We start from the raw sequence: 23,649 nt of genomic DNA on the forward strand, positions 1-23,649 counted from the left end.
CGATGCTATTCTCTCCGGCGATCTTCTATCCGGGAGCGGGTGTCATGGCATCGGGCAGATCCATTAGATTTAAGATCTCGACGCTGCTCGTCATCCCCCTGATCTCCCTGGTCGCGCTATGGGGGTTCGCGGCGGGCACCACGTCGAGTGAGGCGCTGAACCTGCTGAAGGTCGAGACCATCTGGAGAGGGGTCATCGACCACACCGAGGCGCTGACCCTTCAGCTGGAGGCGGAGCGCCTGGCCTCCGCCGAGCTCGTCGGCGGCGCCTCCGACACCGCCGGGCTCGCCGTCGCCCGCGGCCGGGTCGACGTGGTCGAGAAGACGCTCACGGCGCAGTCCAAGCTGGACAGCACCCAGTCGGCGCTGACCCCCGAGATGAAGACCCAGCTCACCGCCACGCTCAAGGCCATCACCCGGCTGCCGGAGATCAGACGCCAGGTCGACAGAGGTGAGCTCACCCCGCAGACCCTGATCACCGAGTACGCCACCATCCACGACGCCATCGACGACCTCTACTCCTCGTTCACGGCGAGCACCGACGTCGAGCTCGCCCAGCAGGCGAACGGGCTCATCGCCACCCAGCAGGTGCGCGAGCTGCTGAGCCGCGAGCACGCGCTGATCGTGGCGGGCAACGCCACCCCCGGCGCGGACAAGTGGACCATGGACCAGGTGCACGTGCTCTCGGGCATCGACGGCGCCAGGACCTACCTGTTCCCCAAGGCCATGGCCGACCTCGACGACGAGCTCCGCGCCCCGCTGGAGGCCCTGCGAGCCTCCCCGCGCTACGTCGCGATGGAGCGCACGCTGACGAGTTACGTCATGGGCAAGCCGGTCGACATCCAGCTCTGGCGCGGCACGGTCGACCCGGTGCTGGCGGAGTTCTCCGAGAGTCTCGCCAGATCCGGTGAGGTCCTGCTGGCGCGGGTGGAGCCGGCCGGCATGGCCGTCATCGTGCGGGCCGTGGTCGCGGGCGTGCTGGGCCTGCTCGCGGTCGTCTTCTCCATCTTCATCTCGATCCGGGTCGCCAGGCGCGTCTCCGGCGAGCTGGCGGTGCTCCGCCAGAGCGCCCACGAGCTGGCCGAGACCAGGCTGCCCAGTGTCGTGACGAAGCTGCGCCAGGGCGAGGAGGTGGACATCGAGGCCGAGGCGCCCCGCATCGAGGTCCGCTCGGACGCCACCCGCGAGGTCGCCGACCTGGCGACCGCCTTCGACAGCGTCCAGCGCACCGCGATCGACGCGGCCGTCGAGCAGGCCCGGCTGCGCGAGGGCATCTCCGAGGCGCTGCGCAACCTGGCCAGGCGGACCCAGTCGCTGGTCCAGCGGCAGATCAAGCAGCTGGACGAGATGCAGCGCCAGACCGAGGAGCCGGAGGCGCTGGAGCGGCTGTTCAAGCTCGACCACCTGACCACCCGCATGCGCCGCCACGCGGAGGGCCTGGTGCTGCTGGCGGGCGGCTCGGTCGGGCGCAGGTGGCGCGGCGTCATCGCCCTGGAGGACGTGCTCAGCGGCGCGGCCGGGCAGGTCGAGGAGTACACCCGGGTCCGCGTCTACCCGATGCCGGAGGCCGGCGTGACGGGCACCGCCGTGGCCGACCTCATGCACCTGTTCGCCGAGCTGATCGAGAACGCGGCCACCTTCTCCTCGCCGGGCAACGAGGTGTCGGTCCGCGGCGACCTGGTGGGCAAGGGGTTCGCGGTCGAGATCGAGGACCGCGGCCTCGGCATGACGCAGGAGGCCCGCGACGCCATCAACCGCCGGCTGGCCCGCCCGGCCGAGTTCGACCCCGCGCAGAGCGAGCGCCTGGGCTTCGCCGTCGTCGGCATGCTGGCCGCCAGGCACGGCATCGGGGTGACGCTCAAGCCTTCCCCGTACGGTGGCACCACGGCCATCGTGCTGATACCCGCGAACCTGGTCCAGCAGTTGCCGGCCCTGCCGCCCTCGCAGCTGCCTGAGCTGGAGTCGATCTCGGTGTCGGTCGTCGGCAACGACCCGGGACCGGGCGACCTGCCGCGCCGGGTGCGGTCGCACAAGCGCGGCGTGGAAGCGGCCCCCACCCAGGCCCTGTCACCGGCCCAGGAGCCGGAAGCGCCGGGCGAGCTTCCGGCCCGCACCCGCACGCAGTCTTCCGACGAGCTCCCGGCACGGCCCCGCACCCAGGCGCCGGACGAGCTCCCGGCCCGTACCCGTACGCGATCTCCGGACGCGCTTCCCGCACGTACCCGCACGCAGTCCCCGGACGCGCTTCCGGCACGCGCCCGCACGCAGTCCCCGGACACGCTCCCGGAGCGGACGCGCACCCAGGCGCCGGATGACCTTCCGGCGCGCCGGCCCGTACAGTCTCCGGGCCAGGACGAGCTCCCCGCGCGGACGCCGGCGCCGGCTCAGGCGCAGGCGTCGGAGCCGGGCGCCGGGCTGCCGCGCCGGGTCCGGCAGGCCAATCTGCCGCCGAAGCTGCAGAAGCCGCCGCCCGCTCCCGAAGCCCCTGCGGAGACCCGCTCGCCCGAGGAGGCCAGAGCCCTGCTGTCCTCGCTCCAGTCGGGCTGGCAGCGCGGACGCCAGGACACCGATCAGAGCGGGGGGTCGCGATCGTGAGTCATGAGCAGGAATGGGTGGACGACGAAGCGGGGCCCGTCGTCCGCCCGTACGCGGTGGCTCGCGGACGCACCAAGTCCACCTCCACCGCGCTGGACCTGCTGGCCACGGTGGCGCTGACGGGACAACCGGCACCGGCCCACGCGGACCTGGGCACCCAGCATCGGCGGCTGCTCAACTGCGTCGCCGGTCATGCCAGGCCGATCGCCGAGGTGGCCGCCGAGCTGAACCTCCCGGTCCAGGTGGTCCGGGTGCTGCTCGGCGACCTGCTCGGCCATGGCCTGGTCACGGTACGGCCGCCGCGTTCCAAAGAGGCGTCGTCTCCCACGGAGAGCCTGCTCCGCGAGGTCATCAGCGGCCTGCGGGCGCTATAACCGGTGCCGGTCAGCCGGCCGGACGCGCTACCCGGCGGCGGTCAGGGTCCTGAGCGAGTGCTCGACGAGCGTGATCATCACTTCCTTGGCGGAGGTGCGCCGCCGTACGTCGCACAGCATCACGGGCACGTCGTGGTCCAGGTCCAGCGCGATCCGCACGTCGTCGACGGTGTGCCGGTCGGCCCCGTCGAAGCAGTTGACCGCCACCACGAACGGCGTGCCACGCTGCTCGAAGTAGTCGACGGAGGGGAAGCAGTCGGTCAGCCGCCGGGTGTCGGCGATCACGACCGCGCCCAGCGCGCCGTAGCTCAGCTCGTCCCACATGAACCAGAACCGCTCCTGGCCGGGCGTGCCGAACAGGTAGACGACGAGCCCCTCGCGGATGGTGATCCGGCCGAAGTCCATCGCCACGGTCGTGGTGGTCTTGGTCTCGACGCCGTCGATGTCGTCGACGCCGATCCCGCGGTCGGAGAGGACCTCTTCCGTGCGCAACGGTCTGATCTCGCTGATCGCCCCGACCAGGGTGGTCTTGCCCACGCCGAAGCCGCCGGCGATGAGGATCTTCAGCGCGACTGGGTCCTCAGAGAGCACGGAGTCCATTGATCACTTCCTTGAGAATGCCCTCATTCGGGCGCGACCCGGCGGCTGAGGGGGACGTCACCTTGATCAGGTCGTGGTCACGCAGGTCGCCGAGCATCACCCGGACGACGCCGACGGGCAGATCGAGCTCGACGGCCAGATCGGCCACCGAGATCGGGCTACGGGCCGCCCGGTAGATCTGCAACGCCTCGGGGCCGAGGTCCGACGTCGGCTCGCCGATGGTGCTGACGGTCGCGATGAGGTCGAACGTGTCCCCCGAAGACCTCGTACGTCCGCGAATGAGGGCGTAGGGCCGGACGATCGGCCCCGCGTCGTCGTCTAACCACTGGTTCGCGCTCATGAGGCGGTTCGCGGGTTGGTGGTGATGTGCTGCCCCACCCGCTTCACCAGCATCGCCATCTCGTAGGCGATGTGGCCCACGTCGACGTTGGCGTCGGCGAGCACCGCCAGGCAGGTGCCCTGCCCCGCCGCCGTCACGAAGAGGAACGCCGACTCCATCTCGACGATGGTCTGGCGTACGTCTCCGCCGCCGAAGTGCCGCCCCGTGCCGCGGGCCAGGCTCTGGAACCCGGACGCGACGGCCGACAGATGCTCGGCGTCCTCGCGCGTCAGGCCCTTGGAGTGCCCGACCGCCAGCCCGTCCGTCGACAGGATCACCGCCTGCCTGACCGCGCCCACTCGGGTCGTCAGGTCGTCAAGGAGCCAATTCAGTTCACCGGTGTTGGTCGTCGGCACACTCATGCCTCCCCCTCCTCATTTGCTTCTTCTCGGGCGCGCTGTGTTCCCCGCTGGAACGCGGAGAACATGTCGCGTACCTCATCGGGAGAGCGTTCGTTGGTCCGCTCAGGCTCCGGCTCGGGCGGCGCGCCGTCTTTGAGCCGGGATGACAGGTTGGCCTGCCGCACGCGCCTTGGCAAGCCCGCGTGGGTGCCGCCGCTCACGACCGCGAGCGCTTTCTTTCTCGTACGGGCGGGCAGCACGGCCGATTCCTCGGGCGCGGCGGGGAGTTCGGCCTGGTCGGTGATGAGCGAGGCGGGCAGGAGCACGATGGCCGTGGTGCCGCCGAAGGGGGAGCGGCGCAGCAGCACGTTGATGCCGTGCCGCTCGGCCAGCTTGGCCACCACGAACAGGCCGAGCCGGTCGCTGTCGGCGAGGTCGAACTCTGGCGGGTTCGACAGGACCGCGTTGTAGGCCGCGTACTCCTCGGCGGACTGGCCGAGCCCGCGGTCCTCCACCTCGATCGTGTAGCCGTTGCTCACCCGGTCGCCGCGCACCTGGACGGTGGAGTGCGGCGGGGAGTAGAGCGTGGCGTTCTCGACCAGCTCGGCGACCAGGTGCGTGAGGTCCGCCGCGGCGCCGCCGTCGATGGCGCTGCCGGGCATGTTCTCGACGTCGACCCTGGTGTAGTCCTCGACCTCGGCGACGGAGGCCCGGACGATGTCCACCACGGGCACCGGCTTGCGCCAGGCCCGGCCGGGGGCCGAGCCGGACAGGATGATCAGGCTCTCCGCGTGCCGGCGCATGCGGGTGGTCAGGTGGTCCAGCCGGAAGAGCTCTTCGAGCTGGTCGGGGTCGTGGGTGCGGCGCTGCATGGAGTCGAGCAGCGCGAGCTGGCGGTGCAGCAGACCCTGCTTGCGCCGGGCGAGGTTGAGGAAGACCTGGCTGACACCGCGCCGGAGCGCGGCCTGGCCGACCGCCGCGAGCACGGCGGTGCGCTGCACGGAGCCGAACGCCTTGGCCACGTCGGTGATCTCGGCGGAGCCGATGACCTTGATCGGTTTGGTCGCCTTGTCGACGTCCACCTCTTCGCCGTTGTTCAGCCGGTCCACCAGCGCGGGCAGGCGCTGCTCCGACAGCTCGACGGCGACGGCACGCAGCCCGGCCAGCTCGGCGGCCAGGCGGCGGCCGAAGCGCACTGAGATGATGATCGAAGCGAGTACGGCGATCAGCCCGACGCCGCCCGCGACGCCGATCTGCACCCGGATGGCGTTGGCCCCGTCCGCCGCGCGAGCGGCGAGCGCCTCGGCCGCCGAGGCGCCGAGCTTGTCCAGCTGGGCGGTGAAATGGTCAATGGTGGAGTTCCAGGCCTGCGCGTCGGGTGGCGGCGCGCCCGTCCTGATGATCCGCGCCTCCATCGTGGCGAAGGCGAGGAACGGCTCGCTCTGGAAGAGCTGCTCGTACGGCTTGCGGAGCTGGATCTCCAGGCCCGCCTGGCCGCCGGCGTGCAGATACTTGCGGGAGGAGACGTATTCGGCGAAGGCGGCGGCCTCCGGCCCGGTCAGCCGCTTGTCGATGAGGACGGCCCTGATCAGCGCGTGCTCCCTGGCGACGAACTCGCGGGCGTTGCCCAGCGTCTGCAGGGAGGAGGCCTGCTGGTAGACCGACAGGTCGGGCACGGGGGTCAGGTGGTCGTAGAACCTGAACACCGCGTCGAGCACCTGGTTGTACCTGTTGAGTCCGGTCAGCCGGGAGCTCTGGCCGTCGTCGATGTCGGTGCGGATGAATTCGAGCCGGGACAGCTCGATGCGGAGCATGGCGAGGGGCACCCGCATCTCTTCGGAGATCTCGCCCTCGGCCTCGACGGTGGCCCGCTGGAAGGCCGCCACCGCCCGGTCCGTGCGCGCTCGCTGCTCGCCGAGGTCCTCGGTGAGCTCACGGGTGGTGACCGCGACGACCGAGCCTTCGCGCTCGGCCTGAAGTTGTAGTCCCAGGTCGGTCGAGGTGACGCCGACCGTCCGGTAAAGCGTGTCGCCTCGCAGGAGTGACTGGCCGTCGCTCACCGTGAGGTTGAGAACGAAGCCCCAGAGCGCGCTCAAGGACAGGAGGGGTAGCAGCAGCAATAAGAAGATCTTGAACCGAATTGACCGGTTTTGCGAGCCCATGTCCCAACCTCAGGAGTCGAGGGCATTTCCACACCTGGTGTAAATACACCTCCGGAAGATCGCACAGGAGACTAGCATCGATTATGCGTCCGACGTAGGGGGAGGAACAGGATGTTCCATGTTGTTACCGGGGCAACTCTCTGCCCGTGCCGGACACGGTCGTAAAAGGCGCCTTCATAGCGACAGTTCCGCCACGGCTCGGCGGGCCGCGGCGACGGCGCCGCCGGTCCCGCCCACGGCGGTGTCGGAGCCGGCGATCGCGATCCGGCCGAACCGCCTGCTCGCCACCTCGGCCGGGAACGGGCCGTCCGGGTAGAACGCGTGCCAGGGCCGCCCGTACTCGGCCGCGTGCCCATGGCCCCACCTGCGGATCTCGACCCCCTCGATGTCCCTGTCCGGGTCGAACCCGCCGGGCCCGAGCAGCCGGGCGAGCTGGTCGCGGGCGCTGTGCTCCAGGAAGCGGTACGGCGTCCTGAACAGTGCCCGCCGCCCCTCGGCCGCCCCCTCGGCAGGCCCCAGCTCCGAGCGGCAGGGCGCGGCCAGCAGCCGCGCGGTGACCGGCCCCCTGTCCTCCTCGGCCAGCTCCGTCGCATACCAGTACGCGCCGGTCCAGCGGGTGCGGGTGACGCCGACCCGCTGCCACGCCCGCCGGTCCCGCAGCCGCACCACGGCCTCCACCGTCGGCAGCCGCACCGCGGCGGCCAGTGCCCGGCGCTGTTCGGCCGGCAGGTCGGGGATCAGGTAGGGGACGACCATGCTCCAGCAGGCCAGGATCACCGCCCCGGCGGCCACGGTCCTGACCTCGTGGCCGTCGAAATAGCCGACGCTCACGCCCCCCGGCGGGCCCTCGTCGCGTACCGAGACCACCGGGCTGGACAGCCGCAGCCGGACCGGATCGCCTGGCCGGTCCAGGGCGGCGGCGGCGAGCAGGCCCACCGGCGCCCCGGCCGGACCGGGGATCAACGGGTCCACCGGGTCCATCGGGTCCTGGGGGTCGCCGGGGCGGCGCCGCCAGTCCCGCTGCACGCTGGGCGCGTTGAACCGCGACGGTTTCCCGGCGTCCAGCCCCAAGCCGTCGAACCCGGGATAGTCCCAACCCCGGGCCCAGCCGCGAGCAGGGCTGTGGTCGGGGCCGTGGGCGTCTCTGCGGGCGTCGCTGCGGGCATCTGGGCGGGCATCGCCGTGAGTACGGCCGTGAGTACGGCCGTGGGCATGGCCGTGGGTGCGGCCGTGCGTGCTGCCCCAGGCGTCGATCGCGCCGAAGGCCCGGGTGTCGTAGGCCCAGGCGGCGCTGGACATGGTCCGGCAGAACCGCTCGACGTCCGGGTGCGCCCGGCACACCTTCAGCAGGAAGTCCGAGTACGTCAACCCGGCCAGCCGCTCCTGCTTCTCCTCGGCCGACAGCCGGGGAAACCAGTCGGGCGCGTCCCGGTAGAGCCGGAGCAGGTCCGCCCTGGCCCGGTCGGCGACCGGCAGGCGGGAGATCCACCGCTCGGCGGTGCCCTCGGGCTCGTACCGGACCAGCGTCTCCACCGGGAAGGTCTCCCGGTCGCACATCACGCTGTCGTACGGCGCGTGGCCGGGCCCGCGCCGGCGCTCGCCGAGCCGTTCGTGGTTGTCCAGGATGAGCACGCGCGCGTCCGGGGCGGCGCGCAGCCATTCGGCGGCCGCGGTCAGCCCGCTGGTCCCCGCGCCGACCACCACCAGGTCGTAGTGCTCACCGGTGGGGACGGCGGGACCCGCGTACTCCCAGAACCGGCCGTCCCGCAGCGCGTGCGGCACGCTGAGCGCATGAGCCGTGTCACCGTGCCACCCTGCGACGCCGGGGGCCGGTGCGGCGTTGTGGGGCATCTCAGGGCCTGTCGTGAGCGCCTCGAAAGCGGTGAGGCCGTCCCGCGAGCCGACGGCGGCCAGGCCGGCGGTCATGGCGATCCCGTCGAGGAAGTCGCGGCGCGAAAGAGTCCGCTCCTTTCCGGGATCGCGGGTCCGGCCTGGTGATGCCGAGATGTCGCTCATGCCGCGAGCATCATCACCATGGCCGGATACGGCGTGGAGACGCGCACTCCTTCGAGCAACATTTAGCGCGATCTGGTGCCGGTATTATCCGGCGTAGGCAACGTACGGAAACTCCTGCAAAAACGGTGGCAAAGGGTGAAGCCGCTGGTAGCAGAGATGAGAACGTACGGACTCCCATCCTCGGAGCCGTCGATTTCCGTGAATAGCGACGTTGCCCGCCCTCGCGTTCGCCGTTTCCTCTAGCGTCTATTCACCGTCGCTGAAGTGAAATGGAGAATTCATGCTTAAGGCCTTTTCGGGGATATGTCTGAGCATGACGGTCATAGCGGGATGTGCCGCGAGTGGGGTCGCCGAGCAGCCGGTGAAGACGGCCCAGGCGCCCTCGCCGTCCGCCGCCCTGGCGGGCAAGCTGCGGGCCGTCCTGCTGCCGGTTCCCAAGGGGATGCGCGTGGTGCACGGCCCGGAGGTCGGTGCGTTCGGCACGCTCAAGTCCACCCAGCAGGGCCTGGCGGCCGTCCGGCAGTCCAAGCTGAACCGGCCGGAGTGCGCCGGCGCGCCCCAGCTCGACCCGGCCAGGCCGGAGATCGCCCGCGCGCCCGCGGCCGTGATCGCCTTCGCCAACGAGCGGGGCTCCATCAGCCAGGCCGTGGTGGCGCTCCCGCCGGCCGCGTTCCCCGGCCCGCTGCCCGTCGGGTGCGGCACCTACACCGCCGACGTGCACGGCACCGAGGTCACCTACCGCACCCAGGACCTGGACATGCCCCGGCAGGGCGACGAGTCGCGCGCCTACCTGACCACCGCGTCGGGCGGCGACAGGAACGCGCAGATCGGCTCGGTGGTGATCCGCCGCGGCACCGTCGTCATGAGCCTCATGGTGGTGGGCAAGGAGGTCAAGCGCGCCGGGCTGCTGGAGCTGGGGCGGCTGGCGGACCAGAACCTCTCCCGCGTCGCCACCTGACGCGGAGCGGCGCCGCCTGACTCAGATCAGCACGTGGTCGTCGGGGCGGCCCGCGAAGGAGAACTGGGCGTTCCTGGTCAGCTTGATGTGGTCGGCCTGCCAGGTGTGCATGGAGGCGTCGGCGCTGCGCCAGTAGACGAAGTTGAACCGGTCGGCGGAGTAGATCTTCACCCCGTCCTCCTTCAGCCTGCGGACCAGGTGGGTGTCCTCGCCCCGGGTCAGGTCGGGGAAGCCGTAGGAGCGGAACATCTCCGCCGTGCCGAGGAACGTGCCGCCCTGCACCAGGAAGGAGTAGCGGTGCTCCAGGCCGGGCAGGCGCAGCATCGTGGTGTTGCGGCCCTCGAAGTAGGCGTAGTGGGCGCCCTTGCCGACCAGCTCGGCGTCGGAGTAGTCGAAGGCGCGGACCAGGTCCGACAGGTAGTGCTCGCCGTACAGGTTGTCGTCGTCCATCTTGGCGATCAGCTCGCCCTCGGCGGCGGCGATGCCCAGGTTCATGCAGGCCCCGAGCGACAGCTCGGGGGCGGCGGGCAGCACCGTGACGTCGGTGATGCCGGCCATCCGCGCCTTGTCGGCCACCACGACGGGGTCGATGTCCAGGCCGTGCAGCACCATGATGAGCTGCAGCGGCCGGTGGATCTGCTTGGCCACCGAGGAGATCGCGTGCTCGATCTGCGAGGCGCGGTTGGTGGGCAGCACCACGGAGATCGAGCGCGAGCGGGGCTGGGTGGGCCGGCCGAGCATCTGGAGGATCTGGTCCACGCGGTGGGAGAACAGGTGCTTGTCGAAGACCTCGCGCATGGCCAGATGGCCCATCCGGGCGCGCAGCTCGGGGCTGTTGATCAGGTGCAGGACCTGGTTGTACGACTCCACCGGCTCGCGGGCGATGGGCACCAGGTCGCCGAAGGTCTCCTCGATGGCCCTGGACCAGCCGGACACGACCGGGGTGGCGCAGGCCGACAGCTCGAAGACGCGGCGCGCGCACATGGTGGGTGAGTCCAGCACCGAGTTGACGTTGAGGAAGACCTTGTACATGCGGTAGGCGGCGAGCATCTGGTCGTAGGGGAGCTCGCCGACGATGTGCGGGCGGTACTTCTCCGGCCAGCCGTACTTGTCGTCCACCTCGCCGTTGCGGGCGAAGATGTGCAGGCCGAGCTCGCGGACGGGGTCGAGGACGGTCTCCATCTGCTCACGGCGCTCGGGGTGCTTGTCGCGGAAGTACATCCCGGCGAAGACCACGTCGTGCAGGCGGCCCTGCTTCTGCTGGATCGGGTTGTGCACGCGGGGCTGGGCCGCGAACTGCAGCACGTCCACCCGATCATGTCCCAGGACTTCGCGATATTTCGGCACCATGTCGCCGTCGCAGGTGAACACGTAGTCGAACAGCTTGGCCGTGTCGATGAAGAAGTCGAAGTTCGGCGGGTCCTCCTTGTTCCAGAAGACCGTCGGGATCCCCTCGGCCTGGCACCAGGCGACCAGGTCGCGCAGCGGCTCCTTGGGCGCGTTGGTGCCGGTCATCTGGTAGCGCCAGCGGCCCTGGTTGCCGTGCCAGGCCGACTCGCAGAACAGCACGTCGGGCCGCTTGTCGGCGAAGATCTCCGGCCAGTCCTTGAGCCCGAACTCGATCTGGTCCCACTCGTACTTGAAGGCCATCCTGGAGAAGTCGTCCAGGATCACCGCCACCCGCAGGTCGGGCCGGGTCACCGGCCCGAGCGGCCACTTGGCCGGAGGCACCTCCACCTTCGGCGGCCGGTGGCCGGCCAGTTGGACCGCCTCGGTGACCGGCATGGGCGCCTTGGGGGCGCGGTCCTTGGACCTGACCGCCTCCAGCATCTTGCCGGGGCTCTTGGACCCGATCGCCTCGCCCAGCTTGAAGGTCCGCTTGGCCTGGGTGGCCTCCAGCTTCCAGCCGGCGTAGGCGGCCTTGGCCTCGGCTATCTCCAGCCGCCTGCGCAGCTCGACGATCTCCGTCTCGTACCGCTCGACGAGCTTGCGCTCCTCGGGCAGCCAGTTGACGGGGCCGAGTCGCTGGAACGTGGGCTCTTCTGGGGATTCGGCCATGGGTACTCGCCTAACGCTCTGCGGGGTATGTCATGTTACGGCGGCAGCCGTACGAAATGTGGGGGTTATTCGGAACGGATCCCCTGCGCGGCGGGGGAGAGGTTGTCCCCCTTGAGCCAGGCGGAGATCACCCGGGCGATGCGCGGCCCCGCGGCGCCGTCCCAGAGCGGGGGCTGCGAGCCGGAGGGGGTCACCGCCCCGTCGGCCAGCGCCTTCTCCGCCGCGGCGGGCAGCAGCGCGGGCGTGACCAGGCGGTTGGTGCCGTGCGTGATGGTGATCGGCCGCTCGGTGTTGGGCCGTACGGTCAGGCAGGGCACGCCCAGCATGGTCGTCTCCTCCTGCACGCCGCCCGAGTCGGTGACGACCAGCGCGGCGCCCCGGACGAGGGAGAGGAAGTCCACGTAGCCCAGCGGGTCCACGACCCGGACCGAAGGGCTGTCCACCAGCCCCGCCTCGGCCAGCCGGGTGCGGCCGCGCGGATGGATCGGCACCACGAGCGGGATCTGCCGCGACACCTCCAGCACGGCCGAGACCAGCTCGTGCGCGGCCTCGGGGGTGTCCACGTTGGCGGGGCGGTGCAGTGTCGCCACGGCGTAGCGCTCCGGCAGGCCCAGCCGGGCCACCACCGGCGCCGGGTCGAGCGACGGCAGCGCCGAGAACAGGCTGTCGATCATGGGGTTGCCCACCAGGTGCACCTTGGAGGCGGGCACGCCCTCGGCCGCCAGGTGCGACAGCGCCTCCGGGGAGGTGGCGAAGAGCAGGTCGGACAGCGAGTCGGTGACGATCCGGTTGACCTCCTCCGGCATGCCCCGGTCGAACGAGCGCAGCCCCGCCTCGACGTGCGCGCTGGGGATGCCGAGCTTGGCGCAGACCAGGATGGCCGCCAGCGTGGAGTTCACGTCGCCGTAGACGACCACGAGATCGGGGGACTGCTCAAGGAAGGTGTCCTCCAGGCCGACGAGCAGCGCGGCGGTCTGCCTGGCGTGCGTGCCGGAGCCGACGGCCAGGTTCGCCACCGGCTCGGGCAGGCCCAGATCGGCGAAGAAGACGTCCGACATCAGCGCGTCATAGTGCTGACCGGTGTGGATGATGCCCTGCCGCACACCGAGCTCGCCGAGTGCTCGCACCACCGGGGCCGCTTTCACGAAATTGGGACGAGCGCCCAAAACGTGCAGGACCAGGGGGTTCTCCCTCATTGACCTCGCCTTTCATAGCGGAAGGGAAAAAACGCTGCCTATGGTACGGTCACCGCGTGCCATCCGACGCCAGTCGTCAAGACTCCTCCAAGGTTCCCGCTGGAGTTTCCGCGAAGTCTGCCCGTGCCGGCGTCGGTGGACTTCTCAAGGGTTTCCTCCAGCATCCGATCATCGTCACCCGCGTCGTCACGACGAAGGTGCGAGCCGATCCGGTCCGTGCCGCCCAGGCGGCGGCCGACGCCATGCCGCCCCGGCTGCGCCCGGTCGTCGGCAAGGTGGCCTGGCCGGCCGCGCGCCAGGCCCGGCGCATGGTCCGCAAGTTCGGCATGCGCCTGATCAGGGCGCCGTGGAACGACGCCAAGGAGCACTGGGACACCGGCCGTGTCACCCAGGCCGCCGAGGTGCTCGAACCCTTCACCAAGTATCCGTTCGTCAAGCGCAGGGCCGCCTACTACCGCGGCGAGCTGGCCGCGATCAGCCCCGACCCGATCCCGCCGGGGCCCAAGGTGGCCATCCTGGAGCGGGTCGCCGGTCGCGTGGTGCACCTGGTCACCAACGCGCTGCCCTACACCCAGGCCGGCTACACGGTCAGGACCCACCGCATCGTCACGGCGCAGAAGGTCGCGGGCCTCGACCCGCACGTGGTGACCAGCTGGGGCTGGCCCATGCTGCAGGGGCACGCCGACGCCTCGCCGTACGAGGAGCTGGAGGGGATCCCCTACTACCGGCTGATCCCCGACGGGCGCGGCGAGGTGCCGTTCGAGATGCACGGCCGCATGGTCAAGGGCGCCGACGCCGTCACCAAGCTCGTCACGCAGCTGCGCCCGCAGGTGGTGCACGCCGCCACCGACCACCGCAACGGCTCGGTCGCGCACGCCGTGCGCGACCGTACGGGCACGCCCTTCGTGTACGAGGTGCGCGGCTTCCTCGAGGAGACGTGGGCCTCGCGCGATCCGGTCCGCATCGGCAGTGAGCGGCACGTGCTCCAGCGCGAGCGCGAGGCGTTCCTGATGCGCGAGGCCGACGCGGTCGTCACGCTGGCCGAGACGATGGCCACCGAGATCGTCGAGCGCGGCGTGCCGAGGGACAAGATCTATCTCGCCCCCAACGCGGTCGACGACGAGCTGCTGACCGCCCACTACGACGGCGCGTCGTTCCGGCGGCAGATGGGGATCGACGACAAGGAGATCGTCGTCGGTTCGGTCTCCAGCCTGGTCGGCTACGAGGGCTTCGCGACCCTCCTGCGGGCGGCGGCGCTGCTGCGCGACGAGGGCACGCCGGTGCGGGTGCTGCTGGTCGGCGACGGCACCGAGCGTCCCGCCCTCCTGGAGCTGGTGGAGGAGCTGGGCCTGGCCACGGCGATCCTGCCCGGCCGGGTGGGCCCCGAGGAGGCGCTGCAGGCTCAGGACGCCATCGACATCTTCGTCTGCCCGCGCGACGACCTCCGGGTGACCCGGCTGGTCACGCCGCTGAAGCCGGTCGAGGCGATGGCGCTGGGCAAGCCGGTCGTGCTCAGCGACCTGCCGGCCCTGTCGGAGCTGGTCGGCTCCGACGGCGCGGGCCTGCTCGTGCCACCGGGCGACCCGGCGGAGCTGGCCCAGGCGCTCGCCGCGCTCAGCCAGGACCCTGCCAGACGTGCGGAGATGGGTGAGGCGGGGCGCGCGGAGGTCGCGGCCAAGCGCACCTGGAGCCGCGTTGCCGAAACTTACCGCACCGTATACCGAACGCTTGCCGAGTCATGACCTACCGTTTGGCTGTCTGTTCTGACAGGTTCGCTCGCATTAGGCGTGAGCTAGGTGGACTTGAGATAACCTTTGCGACCATGAAGTGTTGTTTCCGGCTCTCCAGGGCACAGCTGTGACAGAAATAGACCTGGCTGTCATCGGTCTGGGCTACGTCGGTATGCCGCTCGCCAAAGAGGCGGTGGCCGCCGGGCTCCGGGTCGTGGGCGTCGACGTCGACCCCCGCAAGGTGGAAGCGCTCAACGCCGGCCAGTCCTACATCGACGACCTGACCGACGCGGACCTCGATCACATGCTGGCCAACGGCTTCAGCGCCACGCTGGACGAGACCGTGCTGGCCAGAAGCAACACCGTCGTCATCTGCGTGCCGACCCCGCTGGACGAGGACCACCGACCGGACCTGTCCTCCGTCGAGGGCGCGACCATGACCGTCGCGCGCAACCTCACCCAGGGCACCCTGGTCGTGCTGGAGTCCACCACCTGGCCCGGCACCACCGACGAGGTGGCCCGCCCGCTGCTCGAAGCCTCGGGCCTGGTCGCGGGCAAGGACTTCCACCTCGCCTTCTCCCCCGAGCGCATCGACCCGGGCAACCCCAAGTACGGCCTGCGCAACACGCCCAAGGTCGTCGGCGGGTTCACCACCGGCTGCCGGGACCGCGCGACCGCCTTCTACGGGCAGTTCATCGAGCAGGTGGTGACCGTCAGCGGCACCCGCGAGGCCGAGATGGCCAAGCTGCTGGAGAACACCTACCGGCACGTCAACATCGCCCTCGTCAACGAGATGGCGATCTTCTGCGACGAGCTGGGCGTCGACCTGTGGGAATCGATCGAGGCCGCGGCGACCAAGCCGTTCGGCTTCCACAAGTTCCTGCCGGGACCGGGCGTCGGGGGTCACTGCATCCCCGTGGACCCGTCCTACCTGTCTTACACGGTACGCAAGCTCGGCTACCCGTTCAGGTTCGTCGAGCTGGCGCAGGAGATCAACGAGCGGATGCCGTCCTACGTGGTGGCCCGCGTCCAGCGCTTGCTCAACAGGTACAAGAAGCCTGTGAACGGCGCGAGAGTCGTTATGCTCGGCGTGACGTACAAGCCGGACATCGCCGATGAACGGGAGACCCCGGCCCTGCCGGTGGCGCGTGCGCTGCTGGAACTGGGGGCGGAGCTCACGTTCGCGGATCCGTACGTCAAGGAGTGGTCGGTGGACGGCACTCCTGTGCCGCGAGAGGAAGATCTGGCCGAGGCCGTGGCCAATGCCGACGTGACGCTGCTGTTGCAGCAGCACGCCGCGTTCGACCTCGGCATGGTCGAGGCCAAAGCCAAGCTCGTGCTCGACACCCGCGGTGTTCTCACCGAGGGTGAACGCGTCGAGCGGCTGTAGCGACGGAGGGTTGCGCGCAGTGCACGTGCTCGTCATGACGGTGGTGCATAACCCCGAGGACGCGAGAATCCTGCATAGGCAGATCCGCGCCCTTGTGGACGCCGGTCATGAGGTCACGTACGCCGCCTCTTTCTCGGCTCACGGCGTCGTTCCGCGACCTTGGGTGACCGGTGTCGATCTGCCCAGGGCGGCTCAGCGTAAACGGATCTCGGCCGTGTGGGCGGCTCGCAAGCTGTTCAAGCGCATGCGGCGCAAGGTCGACCTGGTGCTCATCCACGACCCCGAGCTGCTGTTCGCGGTCTGGGGGCTGCGCAACAGGCCGCCCGTGGTGTGGGACGTGCACGAGGACACCCCGGCGACGCTGTCGCTGAAGCCCTGGCTGCCGTCGCTGCTGCGCCCGCCGGTGCGCTTCCTGGCCCGGATGCTGGAGAGCCTCGCCGAGAACCACCTCAACCTGCTGCTGGCCGAGACCGCCTACGCGGGCCGGTTCAAGCACGCCCACCTCATCGTGCCGAACGAGACGTGGGTGCCCGACGCGGTCACCCCGCCGGGCGAGGACCGGGTCGTCTACCTCGGCTGGCTGTCCAGGGCCCGCGGGGTGCTGGAGGCCGTGGAGGTCGCCAAGCTGCTGCAGCCGTACCGGGTCGGGGTGGAGCTGATCGGCTACGCCGACCCGCAGAGCCGTCCGGTGCTCAACCAGGCGGTCACCGACGGCCTGCTGGAGTGGCGCGACTTCATGCCCAACGACGAGGCGCTCAAGCGGCTCGACGGCGCGCTGGCGGGCCTGTCGCTGCTGCACGACGAGCCGAACTACCGGCACTCGATGCCCACCAAGATCGTTGAGTACATGGCGCACGGCATCCCCGTCATCACCACCCCGTCCCCCCGGGCGGTGGAGCTCGTGGAGCGCTACGGCAGCGGCGTCGTGGTGCCCTGGGAGGACCCCAAGGCGGTGGCGCAGGCGGTGCTGACCCTGCGGGACGACGTGCGTGAGCGGCGGGCGCAGGGCGCGCGCGGCTACACGGCCGCCCGCACGAACCACCACTGGCCCAACTCGGCCAAGCGGTTCGTGACGCAGCTTGAGGCGTGGGCCGGTGTCAAGCATTAGCCGTTTATGCCCGGCAGATCACTAAGGCGGTAGGTTCCTCAACGTGCGCTGGCTCTTCGTCATCCTGGGCGCAGTGATCCTGACCGCGGTAGCCGTCGTGATCGTGGTCCTGCCCGAGGACGCCCCCGTCAAGACGGCCGCCCAAGAGCCGAACCCGTCACCGGCTCGCACCCAGCCGACGCCGAAGGTGAGCGAGTTCACCGACCCCTGTGGAACGTTCGAGACCGAGCAGAAGGCGCCCTACGCCATCACCGGCTACTGGATCACGCCCCGGTCCAACCCGTGCACCTGGCGCAGCCAGCTGCAGCAGATCCACAACGTCGGCGGCGACACCATCATCAGGATCGGCTACGGCCTGCAGTTCCGCCTCGTCGACGACGAGGGCTTCGTCAAGGCCAAGGACGGCGACCTCGACCCGCTCTACACCAAGTGCGTCGAGGACGGCCTGTCCTGCCACGACGCCGCCGAGCGTGACCTGAAGAAGGTCAACCCCGACAACCGCATCGGACGCACGTACGTCTATCGCACCGACGAGTCGTTCGGCGAGGACCTGTTCAGGTGCACCCCGATGGAGCGCACGATCTCCGCGGGCAAGCGCCTCTACTTCCGCATGCTGGCGCCCCCCGACGGCTCCGACGACGCCTCGTGCGACTTCAGCAAGGGCCGGACGTACGACCTGATCCTCATCGCCGGCGCGCCCGAGGACAGCCTCACCAAGCTGCTCGACCTGGGCGACCAGTTCGGCATGCAGATCTTCCCCGCGCTGCCGCTGGCCCCGCGCGACCCGAAGACCCCGACCAGGGCCAACCCGAAGCACATCGACGTCCTCACCACGCTGACCCGGCGCATCCTGCAGGACTACGGTGTGCGCTTCGCCGGCCGGGAGTCGCTCGGCGGCGTCTACCAGCCGTTCGAGGTGCAGATGAGCGACACGCTGGCCACCAACCCCACCCTGGAGGTGTACGCGGGTCAGCACCGGATCGTCGAACAGGAGCTGCCGGACAAGCCCATCCTGATCAGCCCCTACCTGGACGCCCGCAAACGGGTCGCCTTCGGCCAGACGCCCGAGCAGGTGGCTGAGGCGTTCAAGGCGCTGGCCAGGACCGGGGTCGGCATCATCGCGCCGCAGGACAGCCGGGGCACCGGCAAGGTGGGCCTGTTCTGGCCGGACGAGGGCGACGACGAGGTGGACACGCGGCTGCGCCCGGTCGTGGGCGAGGCGACCTACGACACCGCTTACCACGGCTCCACCCGCGACTACTATCGCGAGATGGCCAAGGCCCGCGAGGAGATGCTGGAGGGCGGCAACTACGAGGTGGAGCTGTGGGCCAACGTGGAGGCGTTCGAGCCGTCCGGCGACAAGCCGTGCGCCTCGCACGGCACCCGCGGCAAGACCGACAAGGAACGCCTGGACCACGCCGTCACCATGGCCGGCCGGTACGTGCAGAAGGTCGTCTCCTACATGTGGAGCGACTTCATGACCTGTGGCACGCCCTCGCCGGAGACCGAGATCACCAAGGACTGGCAGCGGCCCATCGCGGTGGACGCCATCAGGCGCGCCCGCGACCCCCAGGACGGGCTGGAGGTGCGCGGCTACAACCTGGAGAACGGCACCGTCTCCATCGCCTGGTCGAGTGGCGCCACCGACCTCGTCGTCGCCGACATGGGCTGGCTGGACAAGGACCCCCTGGAGGACCTGCCCGAGCACATGCAGACCGCCTGGGTGCCGTTCGACTGGGCCCAGGTGCCGCCGGGGGAGTGGATCAAGGTGAACGTGAAGATCCCCTCGGGTCAGTTCACGACCGAGCCGCTGCACGTCCGTGTCCCGACCTGACCCTCGGTGATCCCACGGGCGTGTAACGTGCCTGCCATGGTTCCGAGCATCCCGGTCAGCGTCGACCTGGTCGTGCTCACTGTGCGCTGTCAGGCACTCAGCGCGCTCGTCTGGCGGCGCGACAACCCGCCGTTCCTGCGCCGCTGGTCACTGCCCGGCGGCTTCATCCAGCTCGACGAGGACCTGCCGCAGGCGGCCCAGCGCATCCTCGCCGAGCGGGCCGGCCTCCCCGGCGCCCCCGTCCACCTGGAGCAGCTCCAGACCTACGGCTACCCCGACCGCGACCCCCGCCAGCGCGTCCTCAGCGTCGCCTACCTCGGCCTCGCCCCCGACCTGCCCGCCTCGGAGAAGGCCCACATGAGCTGGCAGCCGATCGACGCGCTGACCGTCATGGCCTTCGACCACCGCCGCATCATGCTCGACGGCGTCGAGCGGGCCAGGGCCAAGCTCGAATACACCTCGCTCGGCGTCGCGTTCTGCCCGCCGGAGTTCACGGTGGCGGACCTGCGCCGGGTGTACGAGATCGTCTGGGGCCGTCCGCTGGACCCGCGCAACTTCCACCGCAAGGTCACCAAGGCCGAAGGCTTCCTGGTGGAGACGGGCGCCACCACGACGAGAGACGGCGGCCGCCCCGCCAAGCTCTACCGCCGCGGCCCCGCCGAGCTCCTCCACCCCCCGATGCTCCGCTCCCTGAAGGAGTGACCCCTCAGGTGGCCGACTCGCGGCTCGTCACTTTGTCCGGCCTGAACTCGTCACTTCGTCCGCAGAACCCTCAGGGTCAGGGAAGATGTCGGCGGCGGTCACGCAGAGCGTGCCAGGGGGCGCGTGGGTGATCTCGTCGCGGGCGCACACCGCGAATCGGAGCTCTCCGGCCTCTGACGTCATATGAGCGGCCTTCGCCGCGAGCCCTGAGATGATGCGGGACGCGTTCACCTTCTTGCCCCATTTCGCCTCTCCCACCAGGACCGGTCGCCGGGAGCGCCCGGTCAGCACGGCGGCGTCGATCTGGTGCTGACCGTCTGCCTGCCACCAGGGTCCGATGGCAACGACCTGCGGGTGGATGTCGGTGGCTCGTAGCCGCAGGTGGTCGCGGAACGCCTCCTCCCAGGCATCGCCCAGATGGTCGTTGAGAGATTCGACGAGCACCGGAAGCACGGTCTCGCCGAGACCACGGTCGATCTCGGGGAGCACCCGGGAGAGCGTGCCGAGATAGAAGGCGAGAAAGTTGTCCGCGATGCGGTAGATCTTCCGTCGGCTGCGGTCAGTATCAGTAACGGGTCGGATGCGTTCGGCTAGCCCAAGTGCCAGCAGGTCGTTCAGAGTCCGGCTGGGATCGGCCCGGATCACATCAGCGATCTCATGGTGCTTGGTGTAGCCCTCAGCGATGGCCTGGAGGGTTGCGGCCAGGTGGGCGCCTTTGCCGGCCTCTGTCGCCAGGACCAGGTCTCCCTCTCTGAGCATCTTGGCGTCAGGATGACAGGCCAGGCGGGCGAGATTGCGTTCGATGGACAACTCAGAGCGCCACCATGAGAGGTAGAGCGGCATGCCGCCGAGGACGCCGTAGACCAGCGCCCGATCGGCAGGTGTGAGATCGGGCAGCATCTCCGCCGCCTCGTGCGGGCGGAAGGGGTGAAGCTGCATGGTCAGGTCGAATCGCCCGTACAGGGGAGCCCGGTACTCCTGAACGGCCCTCATGCTCCGCCCAGCCGAGCCGCACACGACGATGCGCAAGCGAGATCGGCCGTGGGCATGATCGAGGAAGGCGCGTAGCACACTTTCGAGTTCGGGAGCTGAGGTGATCAGTTCGGGGAATTCGTCGAGGACGAGCAGGAGCGGCTCGTCCCCCGCTTCCCGGCTGAGGTGATCGAGTGCCTCGTCCCACGTCTCATAGGGCCGACTGACCAGGTCTCGTGTGGATGAGGTGACCATTGAGGCGGCCCGGCTCGACAACTCCTGTAGCTCCCGGACAGGAGTGCGCCCGCCACCTGTGTGAAAGATCACCCGCTTGTCCCGTGCGAAGTGCTGGAGCAGTGCGGTCTTGCCGACGCGCCGGCGACCCCAGATCAATGCCGGGCGCGGGTTTCGCTCCTCCCACCAGCCATCCAACTTGTGGAGCTCGGCAATCCTGCCAACGAAGTCCATGATGCCATCGTAACTGTCAGTAAAGTTATCGTCACTCAAATAAATATCACCGACGATGATGCCCCATAGTGTGGTGCTTTGGGCTGCTGCCTTATGGTGTGGCCATGCCTCGTTTCCGTCCGATTCTGGACAGCATGCCCGCCTACAAGCCGGGCAAGGCCGTGATGACTGCCGACGGCCGGTCGTACAAGCTCTCTTCCAACGAATCGCCCTACGGTCCGCTGCCGTCGGTGGTGGAGGCGATCGCAGAGGGGGCGCGGCAGGTCAATCGCTATCCCGATCCGGGGGCGGTCAAACTGACCGAGGCCATCGCCGCGCGGTTCGGCGTGCCGGTCGAGCACATCGCGCTCGGCGCGGGCTCGGTCACCGTGGCGCAGCAGCTGTTCGAGACCGTGGGCGAGCCCGGCGCCGAGGTGATCTACGCGTGGCGCTCGTTCGAGGCTTATCCGCTGCTCGCCGACCTGGCCGGGGTGCGGTCCGTACAGGTGCCGCTGGCGGGTGAGGACCACGACCTGGACGCCATGGCCGAGGCGATCACCCCGGAAACCCGCATGATCTTCGTCTGCAACCCCAACAACCCGACCGGCACCTCGATCCGGGGCCAGGAGCTGCTGGCGTTCCTCGACCGGGTCCCTGAGGACGTCCTGGTCGTGCTGGACGAGGCCTACCGCGAGTACGTCCGCGACGAGTCCGTCCCCGACGGCCTGCTCCTCTACCGCGACCGGCCCAACGTGTGCGTGCTGCGCACCTTCTCCAAGGCGTACGGCCTGGCGGGGCTGCGCGTGGGCTATGTGGTCGGGCACGAGCCGGTGGCCGCGGCCGTACGCAAGACGATCATCCCGTTCGCCGTCAACCACCTCGCCCAGGTGGCGGCCATCGCGTCGCTGGAGGCGGAGGACGAGCTGCTCGAACGGGTCGACTCCGTGGTCAAGGAGCGCACCCGGGTGCGCGAGGCGCTCATCGCGCAGGGCTGGACGGTGCCGCCCACGGAGGCGAACTTCGTCTGGCTCCGGCTCGGCGAGCGCACCATGGACTTCGCCGCGGCGTGCGCGGTCGAAGGGGTGGCGGTGCGCCCGTTCGCGGGGGAGGGCGCCCGGGTCTCCATCGGCGACCCGGAGGCCAACGACGCTTTCCTGAGCGCCGCGGCCTCCTTCGCCAAGTGAGGGGTCAGCCGAGTCGGGTGGCGGGCGGACCGAGCGAGGTTACGGGCCGTCCGAGCCGGGTGGCGGGTCAGCTGAGTCGGCGGGCCGCCCAGTTGAGGTAGGCGACGCCGGCGATGTGCGAGCCCTGGCTGGGCACGAGCGCGCGGGCTTCGTAGATGGACCGGGCGTGCTCGAACGTCGCCGGATCCCACTGCGCGACGGCCAGCCAGCGCGGTGCCTGGAGATACTGGCCCGCGGCGGCCAGGCCGCCGGTCCCGTCGACGTACAGGGACGTGGTCGGCACGCCGCCGGGCTCGGTGGTGGCCATGTTCTTGCTGTAGGTCTTGGCCAGCCGGACCATGTCGACACCCTTGAAGCCGAGCTTGTGGCGGAAGGCGAGGGCGGCGAACTCCACGTCGATCGCGCCGTGGCTGAGGTCCTCCTGCTGCTTGGCGCCCCGGCCCGACGGGGTGAACTCGGAGATGCCGTCGGCGGCCGAGAAGCCGTTGTAGGTCGCGCCGAACGTCGGCCAGTACGTCCAGGTGTAGGCGCCCTTCGCGTTGGTCTTGAGCTCGCCGGCGAGGGTGCGGGCCATCCGCCGGGTCCGGTCGGCGTAGACCGGGTCGCCGGTGGCGGCGGCGATCTCGGCGTAGGTCAGTCCGAGCGCGAGGAACTGGTTGGTGGGCATCTCGGTGCCGTCGTAGCCGAGCGGGGTGCCCTTGACCCAGATGAGGTGCCCGCCGCCGTCGTCGGTCTGCCGCCATTCACGGTCGTGCACGGCGGCCGCGGCCTTGGCGGCGGCGAGATATTCCACGGCCTTCGCGCGGTAGCGCGGGTTGGCGCGGAGCTTGGGCGTGCCCAGCACGATCCGGGCGAACGACGCGATCGGGTAGGTGATCATGCCGGTGTGCACGGCGAAGAGCACGGGCTGGGAGACGAGCGGGTTCGTCCCCTGGGCGGGCGGGGTGGTGCCCGACGGGTCGAGGTCACGCGCGGTGACCTGGTTGGGCGTCGGGTAGGCGTTGAGGATCTTGGTCACCGCGTAGTCCGGGGAGGCCGGGTCCATGGACAGGTCGGTGAAGGTGGAGGTCGCGTTGTTCCTGCTGCTCTTCACCTCTAACGTGAAGCGGTCCGCGGCGCTGCCGGCCAGCACGGTGGCCGAGGTCAGGTCGGCGTACGACACCGAGCTGCGCACCTCCAGCACCGGCCGGCCGGCCGCGTCCGCCAGCGCGACCAGGCCCACGGTGTAGGGGTGCATGGCCCGCCACGCGGGCAGCGACTCGCCCCGGTAGTCGGCCACGCCGCGCTCGGAGTCGCGGTTGGCCAGCACCAGGTCGATGTTGGTGATGAGCCGCTCCAGGTAGTGCGTGTCCTGGTAGGCCTCGTACATCCGGACGAGGCCCGCCAGCACGTAGGACTGGCCCCAGGCCAGGCCGCCGTGCTCGTTGTTGTCCGTGGGCTGCCCCACGCCGCCGCCGGCGTGGAAGTCCCGGTCGAACTGGTCGAACGTCTGCCGTGCCGTGTAGTCGTAGCCCGCCGCGGCGCGAGCCGTGCCTGTGTGTACGGTGCCGAGGACGCCCGCTGCGAGCGCGCCGAGGCCGAACTGCCTGCGTGTCAACATCGAT

The 23,649-nt window shown here is 70.0% G+C and carries 18 protein-coding genes; 9 read left to right on the top strand and 9 right to left on the bottom strand.

The window, feature by feature from the left end:
• The first annotated feature begins 44 nt into the window (after nucleotides 1–44).
• Nucleotides 45–2,594 carry a sensor histidine kinase gene (locus IEY87_RS33125; protein WP_189142781.1) on the top strand — a complete coding sequence of 850 codons (2,550 nt, stop codon included), beginning with the start codon at nucleotides 45–47 and terminating at the stop codon, nucleotides 2,592–2,594.
• On the top strand, nucleotides 2,591–2,968 hold the full coding sequence (locus IEY87_RS33130; RefSeq protein ID WP_189142782.1) for a DUF742 domain-containing protein: 378 nt from the start codon (nucleotides 2,591–2,593) through the stop codon (nucleotides 2,966–2,968). The genes IEY87_RS33125 and IEY87_RS33130 overlap by 4 nt, the downstream gene beginning before the upstream one ends.
• A gap of 27 nt (nucleotides 2,969–2,995) precedes the next feature.
• On the opposite strand, the gene IEY87_RS33135 is transcribed toward IEY87_RS33130, so the two are convergent.
• From IEY87_RS33135 to IEY87_RS46130, 5 genes are all read right to left on the bottom strand, one after another.
• Nucleotides 2,996–3,568: a GTP-binding protein gene (locus tag IEY87_RS33135; RefSeq protein WP_189142783.1), complete on the bottom strand. Its 573-nt coding sequence runs from the start codon at nucleotides 3,566–3,568 to the stop codon at nucleotides 2,996–2,998.
• Nucleotides 3,549–3,908 (bottom strand): DUF742 domain-containing protein, encoded by a 360-nt coding sequence (locus IEY87_RS33140; RefSeq protein ID WP_189142784.1) that lies wholly within the window; start codon nucleotides 3,906–3,908, stop codon nucleotides 3,549–3,551. The genes IEY87_RS33135 and IEY87_RS33140 overlap by 20 nt, the downstream gene beginning before the upstream one ends.
• Entirely contained in the window at nucleotides 3,905–4,309 is a 405-nt protein-coding gene (locus tag IEY87_RS33145; protein WP_189142785.1) for a roadblock/LC7 domain-containing protein, read from the bottom strand. Before IEY87_RS33145 ends, IEY87_RS33140 begins: the two co-directional genes overlap by 4 nt.
• The gene (locus IEY87_RS33150; RefSeq protein WP_189142786.1) at nucleotides 4,306–6,408 is read right to left on the bottom strand and encodes a sensor histidine kinase; all 2,103 of its coding nucleotides are present in this window, start codon (nucleotides 6,406–6,408) and stop codon (nucleotides 4,306–4,308) included. The genes IEY87_RS33145 and IEY87_RS33150 overlap by 4 nt, the downstream gene beginning before the upstream one ends.
• Before the next feature lie 216 nt (nucleotides 6,409–6,624).
• The gene (locus IEY87_RS46130) at nucleotides 6,625–8,466 is read right to left on the bottom strand and encodes an NAD(P)-binding protein (RefSeq protein WP_225277429.1); all 1,842 of its coding nucleotides are present in this window, start codon (nucleotides 8,464–8,466) and stop codon (nucleotides 6,625–6,627) included.
• A 313-nt stretch (nucleotides 8,467–8,779) separates the two neighbouring features.
• Here IEY87_RS46130 and IEY87_RS33160 point away from each other — a divergent pair, with 313 nt between their 5' ends.
• Nucleotides 8,780–9,424, top strand: a complete 645-nt coding sequence (locus IEY87_RS33160) for a hypothetical protein (protein ID WP_189142787.1) — start codon at nucleotides 8,780–8,782, stop codon at nucleotides 9,422–9,424.
• A gap of 21 nt (nucleotides 9,425–9,445) precedes the next feature.
• On the opposite strand, the gene IEY87_RS33165 is transcribed toward IEY87_RS33160, so the two are convergent.
• Both IEY87_RS33165 and wecB read right to left on the bottom strand, forming a co-directional pair.
• A complete protein-coding gene (locus IEY87_RS33165) occupies nucleotides 9,446–11,482 on the bottom strand; it encodes a glycosyltransferase family protein (RefSeq protein ID WP_189142788.1) in 2,037 nt (678 codons plus the stop codon).
• Nucleotides 11,483–11,547: 65 nt separating this feature from the next.
• A complete protein-coding gene (gene wecB, locus IEY87_RS33170; RefSeq protein WP_189142789.1) occupies nucleotides 11,548–12,678 on the bottom strand; it encodes a non-hydrolyzing UDP-N-acetylglucosamine 2-epimerase in 1,131 nt (376 codons plus the stop codon).
• Nucleotides 12,679–12,734: 56 nt separating this feature from the next.
• Here wecB and IEY87_RS33175 point away from each other — a divergent pair, with 56 nt between their 5' ends.
• The 5 genes from IEY87_RS33175 (at nucleotide 12,735) to IEY87_RS33195 (ending at nucleotide 19,442) form a co-directional block, all read left to right on the top strand.
• Nucleotides 12,735–14,420 (top strand): glycosyltransferase, encoded by a 1,686-nt coding sequence (locus tag IEY87_RS33175; RefSeq protein WP_189142790.1) that lies wholly within the window; start codon nucleotides 12,735–12,737, stop codon nucleotides 14,418–14,420.
• Nucleotides 14,421–14,535: 115 nt separating this feature from the next.
• Entirely contained in the window at nucleotides 14,536–15,798 is a 1,263-nt protein-coding gene (locus tag IEY87_RS33180) for a nucleotide sugar dehydrogenase (protein ID WP_189142791.1), read from the top strand.
• A 19-nt stretch (nucleotides 15,799–15,817) separates the two neighbouring features.
• Nucleotides 15,818–16,906: a glycosyltransferase gene (locus tag IEY87_RS33185; RefSeq protein WP_189142945.1), complete on the top strand. Its 1,089-nt coding sequence runs from the start codon at nucleotides 15,818–15,820 to the stop codon at nucleotides 16,904–16,906.
• Nucleotides 16,907–16,949: 43 nt separating this feature from the next.
• On the top strand, nucleotides 16,950–18,740 hold the full coding sequence (locus IEY87_RS33190) for a DUF4434 domain-containing protein (RefSeq protein ID WP_189142792.1): 1,791 nt from the start codon (nucleotides 16,950–16,952) through the stop codon (nucleotides 18,738–18,740).
• Between the two features lie 36 nt (nucleotides 18,741–18,776).
• On the top strand, nucleotides 18,777–19,442 hold the full coding sequence (locus IEY87_RS33195) for an NUDIX hydrolase (RefSeq protein WP_189142793.1): 666 nt from the start codon (nucleotides 18,777–18,779) through the stop codon (nucleotides 19,440–19,442).
• Nucleotides 19,443–19,469: 27 nt separating this feature from the next.
• Here IEY87_RS33195 and IEY87_RS33200 read toward each other — a convergent pair whose 3' ends face one another.
• Nucleotides 19,470–20,882, bottom strand: coding sequence for an ATP-binding protein (locus IEY87_RS33200; protein ID WP_189142794.1), 1,413 nt, complete (start codon nucleotides 20,880–20,882; stop codon nucleotides 19,470–19,472).
• Nucleotides 20,883–20,986: 104 nt separating this feature from the next.
• On the opposite strand from IEY87_RS33200, the gene hisC reads away from it, so the two are divergent.
• A complete protein-coding gene (hisC, locus tag IEY87_RS33205) occupies nucleotides 20,987–22,045 on the top strand; it encodes a histidinol-phosphate transaminase (protein WP_189142795.1) in 1,059 nt (352 codons plus the stop codon).
• Nucleotides 22,046–22,112: 67 nt separating this feature from the next.
• Here hisC and IEY87_RS33210 read toward each other — a convergent pair whose 3' ends face one another.
• Nucleotides 22,113–23,645: a hypothetical protein gene (locus IEY87_RS33210; protein ID WP_189142796.1), complete on the bottom strand. Its 1,533-nt coding sequence runs from the start codon at nucleotides 23,643–23,645 to the stop codon at nucleotides 22,113–22,115.
• Nucleotides 23,646–23,649: the final 4 nt, after the last annotated feature.

It is taken from the genome of Nonomuraea glycinis (genome assembly GCF_014646515.1).
Lineage (GTDB): Bacteria > Actinomycetota > Actinomycetes > Streptosporangiales > Streptosporangiaceae > Nonomuraea > Nonomuraea glycinis.